Genomic DNA, 15935 nt, shown 5'->3' with positions numbered 1-15935 from the left:
CACGACGATGAACGGGTCCCCGCCATGACAAGGAAACTACTCACCACGCTGTGGGCCGCCGTGCTGCTTGCGTTGCCGATGCAGGCTGCGCAGGCGGAGGACATCGATCTCTTCGTGGAATACAACCAGGCGGCCGGGCAGATGCCCAACGTGCTGTTCGTGCTGGACAACACGGCCAACTGGAACCAGCCTTTCGAAGCCGAACTCGACGCGCTCAAGACGGCCTTCAGGAGCCTTGACCCCAACCAGTTCAAGATCGGCCTGATGATGTTCACGGAGACCGGTGGCGGCAACTCCAACTCGGACGGCGGCTACGTGCGCGCCGCCGTGCGCACGCTGGACGGCGACACCAAGATCACGTACACCAGCATGCTCGCCAGCCTGGACAAGACCGCCGACAAGTCCAACGGCGGCAAGGCCGGCAAGACGATGGCGGAGGTCTACCGCTACCTGTCCGGCGGCGCGCCGATCGCCGGGAACAACAAGCTCAAGACCGACTATCTGGGCAATACACGCGGGACCGCCGCGTCCAACCAGATCTATGCGCTGGCGGGCAACGCGCTCAGTTCGTTCAACGGCGCCCGCTACATCCCGCCGAGCACCGAGAACTGCACCGGCACCTTCATCATCTACATCAGCAACGGCGCGGCGCAGGACAACACCAACGACATCCAGATCTCGACCGAGGCCCTGCGCCAAGCGGGCGGCGACACGACCCCCATCGTGCTGGGCGTCAGCGGCTCGCAAGACAACCCCGCCGACGAATGGGCACGCTTCCTGAGGGACAGCATGCGCGTGAAGGTCTACACCATCGAGGCCGTCCGTGCGACCGGCGGCCAAGGCCCGGGCTGGACGGCGTTGCTCCGGAGCATGGCCGACAGGTCCGACGGTGAGTACTTCGACCTGTCCGGCAGCACCAATCTCAATACTGCGCTCATCGATGCGCTCGCCAAGATCTTCAGCAAGATCCAGGCGGTCAACAGCGTCTTTTCCTCGGTGAGCCTGCCCGTGAGCGTGAACACGCAGGGCACCTACCTGAACCAGGTGTTCGTCGGCATGTTCCGCCCCGATCGCAGCGCGCGCCCGCGCTGGTACGGCAACCTCAAGCAATACAAGCTGGGACTGGACAGCGGCGGCCAACTTCTCCTGCAGGATGCCGTCGACGGCAACGCGATCAACAACAACACCGGTTTCGTGGACCCCTGCGCCCAGAGCTTCTGGACACCCGCGAAGGGGAGCGGGGGCAGTTACTGGGATTTCCTCCTGCCCGCGGACCGTCCCTCGGGCGGCTGCTTGGGTCAGAACAAGCTGTCCGACAGCCCCGACGGCGATGTGGTGGAAAAAGGTGCGCAGGGCTACATGCTGCGCAGCCTGACCGTGGCCAGCCGCAACATGAAGACCTGCGCCGCAACCGGCTGCAGCACACTCACGAACTTCTCCACCGGCAACAGCGCCATCACCAAGGGCGACCTGGGCGTCGCCGTGGATGCCGACCGCGACAAGCTGATCGACTGGGTGCGCGGCCTCGACAACAAGGGCGATGACAGGGCCCGGGCCGATGGCACGCTGGTCACCACCGGCGGCATGCGTCCCTCCGTGCATGGCGACGTGGTTCATTCACGGCCGGTCGCCATCGACTACGGAACCGCCACGGCGCCCCAGGTGGTGGTGTTCTACGGCGGCAACGACGGCGCGCTGCGAGCCATCAACGGCAACCGCAGCAGAGCCATCGGCACGGCTGCCGCGGGCGCCGAGCTGTGGTCTTTTGTTCCGCCCGAGTTCTATGGCAGCTTGAAGCGGCTGTACGACAACAACGTCCGCATCGATTTCCCCGGCATGCCCGTGCCCACCGGCACCACTGTGGCCCCAAAGGCCTACGGCATGGACGGCGCGGTGTCCGCCTACCGCCAGGGCAACACGGCCTGGCTGTTTGCCAGCATGCGCCGCGGTGGCCGGCAGATGTACGCTTTCAACGTGTCCGACCCGGCTGCGCCCTCCCTGAAATGGCGCCGCGGCTGCCCCAACCAGTCCAATGACACCGACTGCGACAGCGACTTCGAAGGCATCGGCCAGACCTGGTCGGCACCGAAGGTGCTGAAGGCCAGCGGCTACGCGTCGGGCAACTCGCCACTGCTGATCTTCGGCGGCGGCTACGACAAGTGTGAGGACGCCGACACCAACAGCGCCACCCAGGCCTGCGGCAGCGGCGTGAAGGGCAACCGGATCTATGTGCTCGACGCCGATACCGGCGCGCAACGCAAGGTGTTCACCACGGAACGCCCGGTGGTCGGCGAAGTGACGGTGGTCACCGACGCGCTCGGCGTCGCCAAGATCGCCTACGCCGCCGACCTGGGCGGCAACGTCTACCGCATCAAGATCGGCACCGCAGCACCGTCCGCCTGGGAATTAAAGAAGATCGCCTCGCTCGGCTGCGACACCGTGACCACCTGCACGCCCAACCGCAAGTTCATGTTCGGCCCCGACGTGCTGGAGGACACCGGCTCCTACGTCGTGCTGCTGGGTTCGGGCGACCGCGAGAAGCCGCTGCGCCGCTACACCTCGGCCCTCAGCGTGGCCAATCGCTTCTACATGCTGGTGGACAAGCCCACCGACGACAACTGGCTGAGCAGCGAGGCCGTCCTCACCCGCTGCGGCACCGGCACCAGCAACGAGCTGCTGTGCCATGCCTCGCTGCAGGCCATCACCACGACCGACGACCCGACGTCCGCGGACCTTGCGACCAAGAAGGGTTGGTACCTCGCCCTCGCTGCCGGCGAGCAGGTCGTGACCGGCTCGGTGACCGCCTACGGCGTCACCACCTTCAACACCCACACGCCCACCGTCCCCAACACGCTGACGTGCAAGGCCGACCTGGGCACCGCACGGGTCTACAACGTCTCGTACGTCAACGCCGCGGCCCAGAGCCCCCTCGGACGCTTCCAGAACGTGGTGGGCGGCGGCCTCGCGCCCACGCCAGTCGTGGGCCGGGTCGAACTCGACAACGGCAGCATCCGCGACGTCGTGATCGGCGCCAGTCCCAATTCCTTCCTCAGCCCCAAGGGCACCGCCCCTAAGGCCGCCTTCAAGCAGCCCAAGGGCCGGGTCTACTGGTTCATCCAGAAGTAAAGCCGTGCACCCGCGCATGCGCAACCACCACCCCAGGCAGGCCCGCAACCGGCCGCGCGGCTTCACGCTCATCGAGCTGATGGTCACGCTGGCCGTGCTGGTGGTGCTGATCGCCATTGCCGTGCCCTCGTTCGACGGCATCCGGCTGTCCACCCGGCTGAGCAGCTACAGCACCGCGCTGGTCGCCGGCAGCCAGCTGGCGCGCAGCGAGGCCATCAAGCGCAACGCCCCCGTCACCCTGTGCGCCTCGGCCAACGGCACCAGCTGCAGCACCAACGGGCAGTGGGAAGCCGGCTGGATCGTGCGCAGCGACACGCAGGTGCTGCGCGTCGAGCCCGCGGCCGCCAGCGGCTACCGGCTGCGCGAGGCCGATGGCGCCAGCGCCATCGTGTTCCAGGCCACCGGCCTGGGCGCCGGCCGGAGCAGCATCACCATCTGCCGCGCCACCCCGAGCGCCGACCAGTCGCGCGCCGTGAGCATCAGCGCCACGGGACGCACCACCGTCACCCGGTCCAGCGGCGGCACCTGCGCCGCGACCTGACCCCGGCCGGCCGAGGGGGTCCGCCGGACGAACGACAATAGGGCCCTGTGGCAAGCCCGGGCGCCGGTCCCGCCTCTCTTGCCTTGACGACCTTCACCAGGAACAACGCTCCCGCATTCATGGAACACCGGCTGGACTGGGCCCTTGCCGCCTGCGCTCGCATCCTCAGGCCCGTGGTCCGGCTGGCGCTGGGCATGGGCGTCAAGCACCCGCACCTCGAAGCCCTGCTGCGCGACCTGCTCATCGAGGAAGCCCAGCGCACCTGGCGCGCCCAGGGCGTGACCAAACCCAACCTCAGCCAGATTTCGGTCACCACCGGGCTGAACCGCAAGGTCGTCACCGCCAAGGTCCGCGCCACCGTCGATCCGCTGCCCCACACCGAGCTGTCAGCGGCTGCCAAGACTTTTACGTTGTGGTTACAGATGACCACCGACGACGACTCCCTGCGCCGCCTGCCCGTCGTCACCGAGGGTGACGGGCCGTCGTTCGAGCGCGTGGCCCGCCTGGCCAGCCGGGGCAACGTGCACCACCGCACCATCCTCGACGAGCTGGTGCGCCTGCAGATGGTGGCCGAGAGCGACGGCAGCGCCGAACTCACGGCCGACGGCTTCGTGCCGGTGGAAGACCTGCAGTCGATGCTCGCCTTCCTGGGCGACAACGGCCGCGACCACCTGCTGGCCGCCGTCTCCAACACCCTGGGCGAGACGCCCCGCATGCTCGAGCGCGCCGTGTACGCGCGCGGGCTCACGCTGGCCGACTGCACGGCCATCGAACGCCTCGTGCGCGAACGCTGGGCCGGCCTGCACCACGAGCTGGCCCGCGAGATGACCGAAGCCGTCGACCGCGTGCCCCCCGAGGCCAAGGCCACCGCGAAGGCGCGCATCCGCGTCGGCATCTACACGTATTACGAAGACGAAGAAGGCGCGCCCGCCCCCGGCGCGCCCCAGCACAACGAGTCCCCCCGATGAACACGCCTCCCCTCTCCTTGCGACTCGTGCGCGGCCTGCTGATGGCCGGCGCCATGGCCCTGCTTCTGTCCTGCGGGGGAGGCGGTGGCGGTGGAGGCGGCGGCACGCCGGGCTTCGGCACCGCCGGCACCACGGTCACCGGCAACGGCGGTGGGGGCGGCGACGGTGGCTCGGGTGACGCCGGCTCCGGCAGCGGCACGGGCAATGGCAGCACCGGAAGCACCGGCGGCGGCGACAGCACCGCCGGCAACACCAACGGCGACGGCTCGGGCGTGGGCTCCGGCGGCACCGGCGTGACCGCGGACGCCGCCGGCATCGGCGCGGCCGACGGCCTGGGCAGCGTGATCCTCAACGGCCTGCGCTACAACACCGACAGCGCCACCTTCAGCCTCGAGGACACCACCGAGCTGCAGATCGGCATGAGCGCGCGCATCGCCGGCAAGGTCGACGCCAACTTCACCAGCGGCATCGCCGCCACCGTCGTCTCGGCCGCCGAGCTGCGCGGCGCCGTGTCGGCCATCGACCTGAAGGACGGCAGCTTCACCGTCATGGGCACCCGCGTGACCACCGACAACGCCACCGTCTGGGGCGACGCCAAGGGCGCCGCCGACCTCGTGGACACCGCCGTGGTGCAGGTGTGGGGCCTGCCCGCCGCCCCGGGCATCCTGCGCGCCACGCGCGTGCTGGTGGCGCCCGCCACCACTGCCCCGCTGGTGACCGGCACCGTGCAGAACCTCGACCGCGGCGGCCAGCAGTTCACCCTCGGCCTGCTGACCATCGACTTCGCCAGCGCGGCCTTCGGCCCCGGCATCGATGCCGCAAGCCTGGCCAACGGCGCCATCGTCCGCGTGCGCGGCACGGCGGCGCCGGCCGCCGGCCGCTTCACCGCCACCCAGGTGCAGGGCTGGTACGCCATTCCCTCGGCCGACGGCATCGCGCTGCAGCTGGCCGGCGTGGTCACCGACTTCGCCGCGCTGGGCGACTTCCGCGTGCTGGGCAACAAGATCGACGCGCGCAACGCCCAGATCACCGGCGGGCCCAGCGGCTCCATCGGCAACGGCGTGAAGGTCGAGGTCGACGGTTTCCTCTCGGGCCAGGTGCTCGTGGTCAAGAAACTGCGCATCCGCCACGTGCCCGGCACCGGCGGGCCCGTGTCGTTCACCGTGATCGGCCCCATCGCCAACTACATGTCGGCCGCCGACTTCATCGTGCGCGGCCAGCGTGTGGATGCCAGCGGCTCCGGTACCATCTTCGAAAACGGCACCGCCGCAGACCTGGGCAACGGCAAGCGCGTGACCGTCGTCGGCGACCGCGTGGTCGACGGCGTGCTCATCGCCCAGCGCGTGAGCTTCACGCAGCCCTGAGGTCCGGGCCCCGGCGGTCCGGCCGCGCAGTGCGTGCACCGAGGGTGCGCGCACCGCGCACCCCACAGGCCACGCCACCCATGGCGCGACCGGATCGATCGGAGCCATGGACACCCACACCACCTCTGCGCCCGCTCCCACCACGTCGCCCCGCTGCTGCATCGCCGGCGGCGGCCCGGCCGGCATGGTGCTGGGCCTGTTGCTTGCGCGCGCGGGCGTGCCCGTCGTCGTGCTCGAGAAACATCTCGACTTTTTGCGCGACTTCCGGGGCGACACCGTGCACCCCTCGACCCTCGAAGTGCTGCACGAACTCGGCCTGCTCGACGCCTTCTTGCAGCGCCCGCACAACCGCATCGAAGAACTGCGCGGCACCTACGAGGGCCGCGGCGTGACCATTGCCGACTTCAGGCGGCTGCCCACGCACGCCCGCTTCCTGGTGCTCATGCCGCAGTGGGAGTTTCTGGATTTCATGTGCGACGAGGCGCGGCGCTACCCCGGCTTCGAGCTGTGGACCGACGCCGAGGCCGTCGGCCTGCTGCAGGACAAGGGCCGCGTCAACGGCGTGAAAGTGCGCGTCGGCGCCCGCAGCCCCGACAGCGGCGGCCCGAAGGACATCGAGCTGCACGCCTCCCTCATCGTGGCCGCCGACGGCCGCCACTCCACCCTGCGCGACGCGGCGGCGCTGCCGCACATCAGCTACGGCGCGCCCATCGACGTGCTGTGGATGCGCATTCCCAAGCTGGCCGGCGACCCCGAAGCCACCGGCGGCCACATCGCGGCGGGCCACCTCCTGGTGACGCTCAACCGCGGCGACTACTGGCAGTGCGCCTTCGTCATCCGCAAGGGCGGCAGCGCCGAACTGCAGTCGCGCGGCATTGCCGCCTTCCATGCCGAGATCGCGCGCATCGCGCCCTTCTTCGCCACCCGCCTGCCCGAGGCCCTGCCCGACTGGGAGGCCGTGAAGCTGCTCGAAGTGACCGTCGACCGGCTCGAATCGTGGTCCTGCCCCGGCCTGCTGTGCATCGGCGACGCCGCACACGCCATGTCGCCCGTGGGCGGCGTCGGCATCAACCTCGCCGTGCAGGACGCCGTGGCCGCCGCCAACCTGCTGGCCGCCTCGCTGGCCGGCAGCGCCACCGACAAGGAAATCGACAACCTGCTGCCCCAGCTGCAGCGCCGCCGCGAATGGCCCGTGCGCGTCACCCAGGCCGCGCAGCGCCTCGTGCAGGACCGCGTGCTGATGCCCGTGCTCAGCCGCAAGGCGGCTGCATCGACCGCGCCTCGCCCCATGCCCTGGGCCCTGCGCCTGCTGGGGCGCTGGCCGTGGCTGCGCACCCTGCCGGCGCGCGCCGTGGGCATCGGCGTGCGAGCCGAGCACGTGCAATCGCCGCGCGCGTAACGCGCGAGCCGGTTTCGCCGGATCAGCCCGGCCGTCGCGCCTGCGTCGGCTGGCGCGACCAGTACACGCCGTCGAGCCGGTCGAGCCGCACCTCGCCGCCCGTGGACGGCGCGTGCACGAAGCGCCCGTCGCCCACATAGATGCCCGCATGCGTGGGCGACGCCGAGCCGAACAACACCAGGTCGCCCGAGCGAAGCTCCGACATCGGCACCGGCCGGCCGAAGCCCGCCATGCGCGACACCGTGCGCGGCGGCACCTGCCCCACGCTGTGGCGGTACACGTAGCCGATGAGCCCGCTGCAATCGAACCCGCCCTCGGGCGAATTGCCGCCATAGCGGTACGGCGTGCCGACCAGTCCCAGCGCATGGATCGTGATGCTATTCGACTGCTCCGACGTCAACGGCGGGATGTTGCTGCTCGGAACCGAACCACTGGGCGCACGCGTCGACGGCGGGCTCGCGCAGCCGACGGCCAGGAGGCAGGCGGTGACGGCGGGGATCAGTCGGAACAGGAGTCGCTGCTGCAGCAGCGACAGCGATGCGGGGGAATGAGGAGGCGTCGGCAATGGTGTGTCGAGCATGGGCGCAGGCCGGTCTTGTGGACGTGGCCCGACTCTAGCGCGAGTGGGCCGGATCGCAATGCAGAGCCCCTTGGCGGGCGACAACGCCCTCGCCCTTCCTCGTCATCAGCTGAAGCCGAAGACCAGCAGCAGGTTGTTCGCAGGCATCGCGTGCCGCTCGCGCAATGCAAGGCCGACGCGACGCGCCTCTGCCACCACGTCGTCGAGACGACGAATGCCCCACGCGGGATTGCGCGCGCGCAGGTCTTCGTCGAACGCCAGATTGCTCGGCGCCGTGGGGCCGTGCTGTGCTTCGTCTTCGAAGTAAGGCCCGTAGGTGATCAGCACGCCGGTGCCGGCACGCAGATGCCGCGCGGCACCGGCCATGAGCGCGGCGCAGGTGGGCCAGGGCGCGATGTGCAGCATGTTGGCGCAGTAGATGGCGTCGAACTTTTCTTCTTCTTTGCCTTCTTGAGCGAACGCGGGGCCTTGCGCCGGCCACTGCGGCGCCATCACGTCGAGCAGCAGCGGTGGACGCAGATTGGGCAGCGCGGTTTGCTCGACGCGACTGGCGATCGCGGGGAGCGAGCGGGCGTCTGCGTCGGTGGGCTGCCAGGTCCATGAGGGCATGGCAGCGGCGAACCAGGCGGCGTGTTGGCCTGTGCCGGAGGCGATTTCCAAGGCGGTGCCGCGCTCACCGAGGATGCGGGTCAGGGCATCGAGGATGGGTTGTTTGTTGCGGTCGGCGGCGGGGCTGAAAGGGAGGTCGGGCATCACGAGAAGCTTCGGGCAGGTACAACTTACAGGGTATCAAAGCAAGATCGCTCAGATCCGTTTCGTAGTTCCGCAATGTCGGCAATGCAGCGGTTGCCGTCGTTGGCGCCTGCGAGACGAATAGGTACTATCGGCCAAAACCGGCCATTCACCTGGTCGCTTAAACGAACCCTGTATCCCTTGATCGAGGGCAGGACTTGTCGGTTTGCGCGTTTCGCTGCCCGCCAGCCTGCTCCAAGTACTCGACAAACCCGTCGAAGGCATTCAACAAGGGCTGGAACCGCGCCGCACCGCCTTCCAGTTGGCACAAGGCGGAGCAGGTCGCCTCCAGCGTGGACAGTTGGTCGGGCCCATGGGCTTTGCGGATACGGTAGTGCGAAGGCGGCAGGTTGTGCAGGGCCAAGCGGGGCAACTGTTGCAGTGGCGGGCTTTGATAGAGCATCTTTCGGCTTTTGCGCCAGGTGCCGTCCAGCACGACCAGGCGCAGGCGCGACGGGGCTTGCGGCCACTCGGGCGGTAGCGGGGGTGGGACTCGCAGGTCCGGGGCGGTATCTTGCAGACTGTCCGGGTACAGCAGCAGCGTGTGCTTGCCGTCCTCCGGCCAGACGGGTACGGCAAATGCCTCACCCACCACCAAGCGGCAGTGCGCCAAGCTGAGGTGCAGCAGGCGGGCACTGCCTTTGGCCTGGTGTACCTCCAACGGGTGCTGCAGCACTAGTACCTCCACCGTGTGGGCAGTGGGCGCGACCCAGCGGCAAATGCAGGCGCTGAGCGGGCGCAGGCAAGCGGTGCACTGGGGGCGAGGGACTACAGCGGCGGACATGGTTGGGTTTTATTCAGCGTGCCTGGCTAGACAATGCGTGGAAGGAGATGTCTCTTAGTGGCGCGACGACCGGCAGCTTTGGACAATGTCGGAAGACCGCAGTGGGCCCTATGCCGTCCTACAACCAGCAGTCGAGAAAGTCCGCTTCGCAGCGATTGTAGAAATCGACCGCGAAGCGACGGACGTCTGCTTTGAGTTCAATGGCGCATCGCACTCGCATGAGCCCATGTGGCCCCCCAATCAAGATCGCCGGCCGTAAGCAAGGGGTAGCCTCCCGCGTCAGAAAAATCTACCCCCGAAAATCCCTGCTGCCATTCGCCGCCGACGTAGAGATCAATGCAGCCTCTCAGGGTTTTGAGAACTTCTTGTTGGGAAACCACCGGAAGATGTTGTCGCAGCGGTTGTTGGCGAGCCTCACGAACAGGTAGCCAGACTCTGCGTTGCCGAGCGCATCAACGGGGATTCCTGCGCCGCGAAGGGCTGCGACTTCGGCGTCCGCGTCAATGTCGAAGGGCAAGCTGAGAGTCACCGTCGCTGTGTGCACGAGAAGCTTGGCCATGCTACGGGCTCAATGCGCTTGTTCCGATGCAGCATGCCTTTTGGGCGTCACGCGCATCACGGTGGCCCGGCCTGAACAGACGACTCGCCCACGTGGGTACAGCGGGGGACGGAGGTTCGGCCTCGTTCAACCCCGCGCTGCGCAGCACTCCGCGCATTCGAGTCTCCTCCAGATCATCGGTCGGCACAGGCGGTCGCGCGCGGCAAAGGCGGCGGAGCAGATGTATGCGCATTGGATTTCCTGGGTCTGTGTTGGGCGGCAGCGGCAATTGACGGCCGTACAAGCAAGTGCGCGCCAGGTTCTCGGTGTCGATTTCCGCGGGGCTCATCGCGTACATGGGGTTGCTCTCCAAGGCGAGGTTCTGGGGGCCCACGCTAGCCAGAAAGTGAGTCCCTGACTGTTCGCTGGCGCACCAAGCCCCCCCAAAAAAAATGTCCCGGCGATTGGTACGCCAGCGCACAGACGCCGGATTTCAGTCGCAGAATCATGAAAATTTGGAAGCAGATCTCGCCCATGGCATTGCCTCCTCGTTCTTCTTCGTTGCGTCGGGCCGATGCACACAACGAACTGCTGGATGCCATCCCTCTCGAGGTGATGGCCCGAATGGAGCCGTTCCTCGAATTGGTGCCGCTGCGTCTCGGGGAGGTGCTCTACGAGTCGGGGGTGGTGCAGCGACACGTTTTCTTCCCCGTCGATTGCATCGTCTCCCTGCTGTACGTGCTGGAGAACGGGCAGTCGGCGGAGATCGCGGTCGTCGGCTTCGAAGGCATGGTGGGCGTGTCGCTCCTGATGGGCGGAGGTAGCACCCCCAATCGTGCCGTGGTGCAAAGTGCTGGCAACGCCTTCAGGCTGAGTGCCACCCACGTTCAGGAGCTGACGGACAAGGGGGGCCCGTTGCTTCACCTCTTGCTGCGCTACACCCAGTCGCTCATCACCCAGATGTCGCAAACGGCGGTGTGCAACCGGCATCATTCGCTCGAGCAGCAGCTGTGCCGCTGGCTGTTGTTGAGCCTGGACAGATTGCCCGGCAATGAACTGGTCATGACGCAAGAGCTGATCGCCAACATGCTCGGCGTGCGACGCGAAGGCGTGACGGAGGCGGCAGGCAAATTGCAGCGTCTGAACCTGATCAAGTACGCCCGAGGTCACATCACGGTGCTCGACCGCCCGGGCCTGGAACAGCAGGTGTGTGAATGCTATGAGGTCGTGAAGCGCGAAACGGATCGGCTGCTGCCTCGCCAAGTGGCAAGCTGATTCGCCGTGCCGATGGTCACGCTCGGTGCGCCGCCGCACAGACGTGAGCCATCGCATCGGCAACAATGCGGCGGGTCACGCATTTTCGCGCTGGCTCCTCTCAACAGGGGCTCTGTGACATCCCATCCGACCCGCCCCATTCACAACCGTCTGCTCGAAGTGCTGCCGCCGATGGTCAGGGCGCGTCTGCTCGAAAAATGCGAGAGCGTGCCACTGGCCGCGGCCCAGACGCTCTATGAGCCGGGCGATGCCATCCACCACATCCACTTCCCCACGAGCGCCTTTGTTTCGCTGGTTTCCACGGCGGACGGCCACGACGGCCTGCAAACAGGCTTGGTGGGCAACGAGGGCGCCTTGGGCTACGAACTGTCGCTGGGTGTTCAGAGCGCACCGTTGCGAGCGTTCGTTCAAGGCGGCGGTCTGGCCTGGCGCCTGACAGCGCAGTCCTTTGCTCAGGAGCTGGAGCACAACACGATGCTCAGGCGTGTTCTCAACCGCTACGTCTGTGTGCTGCTGATGGAACTGGGTCGCTCGGGCCTGTGCAACCGCTTCCATCTGATCGAGGAGCGCCTGGCGCGCTGGCTACTGACCACGCAGGATTGCGCGCACTCCGCACACCTGGCACTGACTCATGAAGTACTGGGTCGCATGCTGGGGGTGCGCAGGGTCGGCATCACCAATGCAGCGACGGCACTGCACGAGCGTCGGCTGATCGAATACCGCCGCGGCGCCATCACGATCACGGATCGCCAAGGACTGGAAAATGCGGCGTGCGATTGCTATCGGGCCAACCAGCGCAACTACGCGCGGTTGATCTCATGACGGGCGGCCTTCCTGCCATTCACACGGCAGGAGCATGAAGGTCGTTCTCCCGCAGCATCACCGGCTCCATGGCTCCCTGTGAGAGACGCCGCCGCACCGCGGCTTCTATCTCTTCGACATGGTGGCCGAAGGTTTCAAGCGGATCGGCGCTCTCGGGTGTGTGAAAGTGATAGCGCAGCGCTTGGCTCCCGACGCTGGCACTCACGAACCGGTTGCCCTCCAGGTCCACCCAGAAGCGGACGGAGCCAGAGGCATCATGAAAGTAGGGAGCATCGGACATTGCGAGAATCTTTCTTGGGGGCGGCTGTGCACTATCACACGCTTGGCGCTTCGCGGCCGTAAGACAACGGGAGTTGATCGCTCCGCAGGCCCAAGTGCTTGGCCTTTGCCATGAAATCCAGCGAGGTGACGGCCCGCCGGCATCGAGGCGCCGCTCTTGATGGGCGGGTGCTTAAGCTTCCTCTACCAGCGCCGGATGGCCGTCAACCAGATCATGGCGCGCCTTTTGTTTTCGGTCTGTGCGCCAGCGCACGGTCGAAAAATCTCCTGCGCGGTAGTGTGGCGGCTTCAACTTCTTCAACGGAGGGGCCCATGACACCTTCCCAGTTCACCGCCGAGTCGCTGCTTCGGACTTACCTCAGTGGGCGCAGCATGCCGAAAATCCTTCGTGACGCCATTGTGTGGTCGATCGAAGTTCGACTGGCCAGGGGCGACACGCCAACGCTCGACGAGACGCTGCGAACTGACATCGACAACCATGCTGTAGAGCCTCCTGGGCAACCGACCGTATGTGCCTTGTTGCGTCGCGTTGGCGAGACTGAAGACACAACGCATGCGAGCAGTCGCCCAAGCCACAGAGCGTTTGGAACCTCCGTTTATTGACACGAGCGCACCGGCTGGTTCGTGTCTACTTCAGTCAGACGGCCCGGGCAGATTTGCGAGGCGGAAGTCCGTGCCGGGTCGCAAAGCCGCCCTCGATGCATATCGCCCCGAGCGGCAGCAATCAGTCTGAAGCAGCCACCCCGATATCCAATACCGGCGCCAAACTCTCACCCTCCCCCACTCTCCTGAAACAACGCCGCCGCATCCCGCGCCAAATCCGACGCGATCCACAGCAGGTTGTCCCGATGCCCTGCCCCCGCCTCTTCGAACCACCCATCGCCGGCGCCGTGGCAGCACCACAGCAGTGAGTTCAGTTGTTCCAGCTTGCATTCCAACAGGTCTGCTGCGTTGGGGGTGGTCGCGTGGGGAGAGGCCGGCGCGGTAGCGCGGGCCATAATTCGTTTAGCCATTTGTTGTGCTCCTTCCAAGGTGTATGCACGTCACTTGGTTAGACGGTCATGGTGTTCGCGCACCGTGGCCGTCGCCTTTTGTGCCTCACGTTTGCATCGATCGATCTGCATCGATGGCCCGCCGTGAGGCGAAGCGGTTCATTCATTCACTCAATCAGTCAGTGGTCCGTGGTGCGGTGTGTGCTGCCCTCCTCGCCCACATGGCGGGTCGTTTCATCACAGGGGCATTCACTGTAGAGAAGTCCTGCCCGGCACAGAGAGAAATTTCGCCGAGGAATGCGCGGTTCGCGCAAGTAATCGCGCTGCGGCAGCGGCGATTCACAAAGCCCTGACAGTCAGGCCCTGAAAGCAGGGCCCAAGCCCCGCATCGACAGCAGCGCCTCAACCCTGCCCGCCGAACTCCCGCGCGTGTTCCACCGCGTACTTGATGAGCTCCGCCTGCCCTTCGATGCCCAGGCGCCGCTTGATGCTCTGGCGGTGCGCCTCCACGGTGCGCACGCTCAGGCCGAGGTCGCGTGCGATCTGCTTGCTCGATTCACCGCGGCCGAGCGCGCTCAAGATTTCGCTCTCGCGCGGCGTGAGCAGCGGGCGCGGGGTCTGGTTGCGAAAGAGTTTCTTCGACACGGCCGGGCTCAAGAAGGTGCCGCCCGCCGACACGGCCTCGATGGCCGCCACGATCTCCGCGGCCGGCGCGTCTTTCAGCACGTAGCCGCGCGCGCCGACCTGCAGGGCCTTCTGCACGTACTCGGGGTTGTCGTACATGCTGAGCATCACGATGTGCGGCGCGGGCTGCTGGTGCTGCGGCTGTTGTTGCAGCAGCAGCGCCGCCAGCTCGATGCCGTTCATGTCCTTCATGCCCACGTCCATGAGCACGAGGTGCGGCTGCGCAGGGCCGATGAGTGCCAGCGCCTCGGCCCCACTGCCAGCCTCGCCCACGATCTCCAGGCCGGGCATGGCGCCCAGGCGCGCGCGCAGGCCGTCGCGCACCAGCGGGTGGTCGTCGACCAGGAACAGTCGCACGACAACGGGAGCGGCAGCAGCGGCGGGGTCTTCTTTCATGGCCGCTATTCTGGCTTTGCGCGCCGCACGGGCACTTCGGCCACGATGGACGTGTGGCCGCGGCCCGAGCGCATGCGCAGCCGGCCTTCGATGGACTCCATGCGCTCGCGCATGTTGCGCAGGCCGATGCCGCGCTGCGGGTCGAGCTGCATGGCCTCGACGTTGAAGCCGACGCCGTCGTCGCTGATCTCCAGGCGCACGGCCTCTTCGTCGAAACCCAGCGCAATGTGCACCTGTTGCGCACGCGCGTGTTTGCGCACATTGGTCAACGCTTCCTGCGTGACGCGAAAGAGCGCGGTCTTGGCTTCTTGCGACAGCTCGAAGGGTTCGCCCTCGACCATGATGGATGCGTCGACGCCGCCTTCTTCACCGAACTCGGCGCCCAGGCGCTCCAGCGCGGCGGGCAGGCCCAGGGTATCGAGCAGCGCGGGACGCAGCCGGTGCGAGATGCGGCGCACCTCGGTGAGCGAATCGTTCAGTCGCTGCAGCGCCTTGCCGAGCGCGGGCGGCGGCGACTGGTGCGCGCGGTCGAGCTGCTCCACCGCCGATTCGATGAGCAGCTTGGCCGACACCAACGTCTGGCTGGTGCCGTCGTGCAGTTCGCGCGCGAGGTGGCCGCGCTCTTCTTCCTGTGACTGCACCACGCGGCGCGCGAGCAGGCGCAGCTTGGCTTCGGCCGTGCGGTGCTCGCTGAGGTTGAGCAGCAGCCCGGCCGCGCTCACCACGCCCAGGCACAGCGCGGCGATGCCGGCGATCCACAGCAGCGTGGCGGTGACGTTGGCGTTCATCTGCCGGTCGAGCGTGTCCATGGTCGACTGGATGTCGTCCAGGTACAGGCCGGTGCCGACCATCCAGTTCCAGCGCGGCAGCGCGGTGACGTAGCCGAGCTTGGGCGCCATCTGCGCGCTGGAGGGCTTGCGCCATTCGTACTCGACGTAGGCGCCGCCCTTGTCGCGCGCGCCCTGGATCAGCTCCTGGATGGTGAAGCGGCCATGCGAATCGCGCAGGTTCCACAGGTTCTGGCCGACCAGCTCGGGCTGGCGCGAGTGCATGAGCGAGTTGCCGTCCATGTCGTAGACGAAGAAGTAGCCGTCGTCGCCGTAGTTGAGCGTGGCCAGGCGGCGCAGGGCTTCGGTGCGCGTGGCCTCGTCGTCCAGGCCCGACTCGTACAGCGGCAGCAGGTTGCTCACGGCCAGGTCGACGTAGCTGCGCAGCTCGCTGCGGCGCTGGGCCATGTAGCTGCGCTCGATGAGCGCCCGCTCGCGCTGGGCCAGGTCGTGCTCCTGGTGACGCACGGCCAGGGCCACGAGCACCAGCGCGACCAGCAGGGGCGCAACGGCCAGCGCGACGATCTTGGTGCGGAGGTTCATCGGGGAGGGAGACTACCACCGGGGG

Annotated in this window: 15 protein-coding genes; 7 read left to right on the top strand and 8 right to left on the bottom strand. The window is 67.2% G+C overall.

The genetic code is table 11. From position 1 onward, the window contains the following. Positions 1-24 precede the first annotated feature (24 nt). From AC07XP_RS26005 to AC07XP_RS25985, 5 genes are all read left to right on the top strand, one after another. Positions 25-3126 carry a pilus assembly protein gene (locus AC07XP_RS26005; RefSeq protein WP_495266303.1) on the top strand — a complete coding sequence of 1034 codons (3102 nt, stop codon included), beginning with the start codon at positions 25-27 and terminating at the stop codon, positions 3124-3126. Positions 3127-3130: 4 nt separating this feature from the next. Next, positions 3131-3667, top strand: coding sequence for a GspH/FimT family pseudopilin (locus tag AC07XP_RS26000; RefSeq protein WP_253252313.1), 537 nt, complete (start codon positions 3131-3133; stop codon positions 3665-3667). 119 nt (positions 3668-3786) lie between these two features. Continuing rightward, positions 3787-4635, top strand: coding sequence for a DUF6502 family protein (locus tag AC07XP_RS25995; protein WP_495266302.1), 849 nt, complete (start codon positions 3787-3789; stop codon positions 4633-4635). Beyond that, on the top strand, positions 4632-5999 hold the full coding sequence (locus AC07XP_RS25990; RefSeq protein ID WP_495266301.1) for a DUF5666 domain-containing protein: 1368 nt from the start codon (positions 4632-4634) through the stop codon (positions 5997-5999). The genes AC07XP_RS25995 and AC07XP_RS25990 overlap by 4 nt, the downstream gene beginning before the upstream one ends. Positions 6000-6105: 106 nt before the next feature. Beyond that, the gene (locus AC07XP_RS25985; protein WP_495266300.1) at positions 6106-7398 is read left to right on the top strand and encodes an FAD-dependent oxidoreductase; all 1293 of its coding nucleotides are present in this window, start codon (positions 6106-6108) and stop codon (positions 7396-7398) included. 22 nt (positions 7399-7420) lie between these two features. Here AC07XP_RS25985 and AC07XP_RS25980 read toward each other — a convergent pair whose 3' ends face one another. The 4 genes from AC07XP_RS25980 to AC07XP_RS25965 form a co-directional block, all read right to left on the bottom strand. After that, positions 7421-7978 carry a C40 family peptidase gene (locus AC07XP_RS25980; protein WP_495266299.1) on the bottom strand — a complete coding sequence of 186 codons (558 nt, stop codon included), beginning with the start codon at positions 7976-7978 and terminating at the stop codon, positions 7421-7423. 105 nt (positions 7979-8083) lie between these two features. Beyond that, positions 8084-8731 carry a DUF938 domain-containing protein gene (locus tag AC07XP_RS25975; protein WP_495266298.1) on the bottom strand — a complete coding sequence of 216 codons (648 nt, stop codon included), beginning with the start codon at positions 8729-8731 and terminating at the stop codon, positions 8084-8086. Between the two features lie 160 nt (positions 8732-8891). Continuing rightward, positions 8892-9554, bottom strand: a complete 663-nt coding sequence (locus tag AC07XP_RS25970; RefSeq protein ID WP_495266297.1) for a tRNA-uridine aminocarboxypropyltransferase — start codon at positions 9552-9554, stop codon at positions 8892-8894. A 346-nt stretch (positions 9555-9900) separates the two neighbouring features. Then, complete coding sequence (locus AC07XP_RS25965; protein ID WP_062472154.1) at positions 9901-10113, bottom strand: hypothetical protein; 213 nt, start codon at positions 10111-10113, stop codon at positions 9901-9903. 513 nt (positions 10114-10626) lie between these two features. Between AC07XP_RS25965 and AC07XP_RS25960 the strand changes: the two genes are divergently transcribed. Further along, positions 10627-11367, top strand: coding sequence for a Crp/Fnr family transcriptional regulator (locus tag AC07XP_RS25960; protein ID WP_495266296.1), 741 nt, complete (start codon positions 10627-10629; stop codon positions 11365-11367). A gap of 114 nt (positions 11368-11481) precedes the next feature. Further along, entirely contained in the window at positions 11482-12189 is a 708-nt protein-coding gene (locus AC07XP_RS25955; protein ID WP_062472158.1) for a Crp/Fnr family transcriptional regulator, read from the top strand. A 19-nt stretch (positions 12190-12208) separates the two neighbouring features. On the opposite strand, the gene AC07XP_RS25950 is transcribed toward AC07XP_RS25955, so the two are convergent. From AC07XP_RS25950 to AC07XP_RS25935, 4 genes are all read right to left on the bottom strand, one after another. Beyond that, positions 12209-12469 carry a DUF1488 family protein gene (locus tag AC07XP_RS25950; protein WP_369631807.1) on the bottom strand — a complete coding sequence of 87 codons (261 nt, stop codon included), beginning with the start codon at positions 12467-12469 and terminating at the stop codon, positions 12209-12211. A 769-nt stretch (positions 12470-13238) separates the two neighbouring features. Continuing rightward, positions 13239-13481, bottom strand: coding sequence for a hypothetical protein (locus AC07XP_RS25945; protein ID WP_070061615.1), 243 nt, complete (start codon positions 13479-13481; stop codon positions 13239-13241). Between the two features lie 381 nt (positions 13482-13862). Beyond that, positions 13863-14540, bottom strand: a complete 678-nt coding sequence (locus AC07XP_RS25940) for a response regulator (protein WP_495266295.1) — start codon at positions 14538-14540, stop codon at positions 13863-13865. A gap of 5 nt (positions 14541-14545) precedes the next feature. Further along, complete coding sequence (locus AC07XP_RS25935) at positions 14546-15910, bottom strand: cache domain-containing protein (protein WP_062472165.1); 1365 nt, start codon at positions 15908-15910, stop codon at positions 14546-14548. Positions 15911-15935: the final 25 nt, after the last annotated feature.

The organism is Variovorax sp. GW531-E2, from assembly GCF_059423125.1.
The sequence above is the reverse complement of the archived record's forward strand: the minus strand, read 5'-3'. Positions and strand labels throughout refer to the sequence as shown.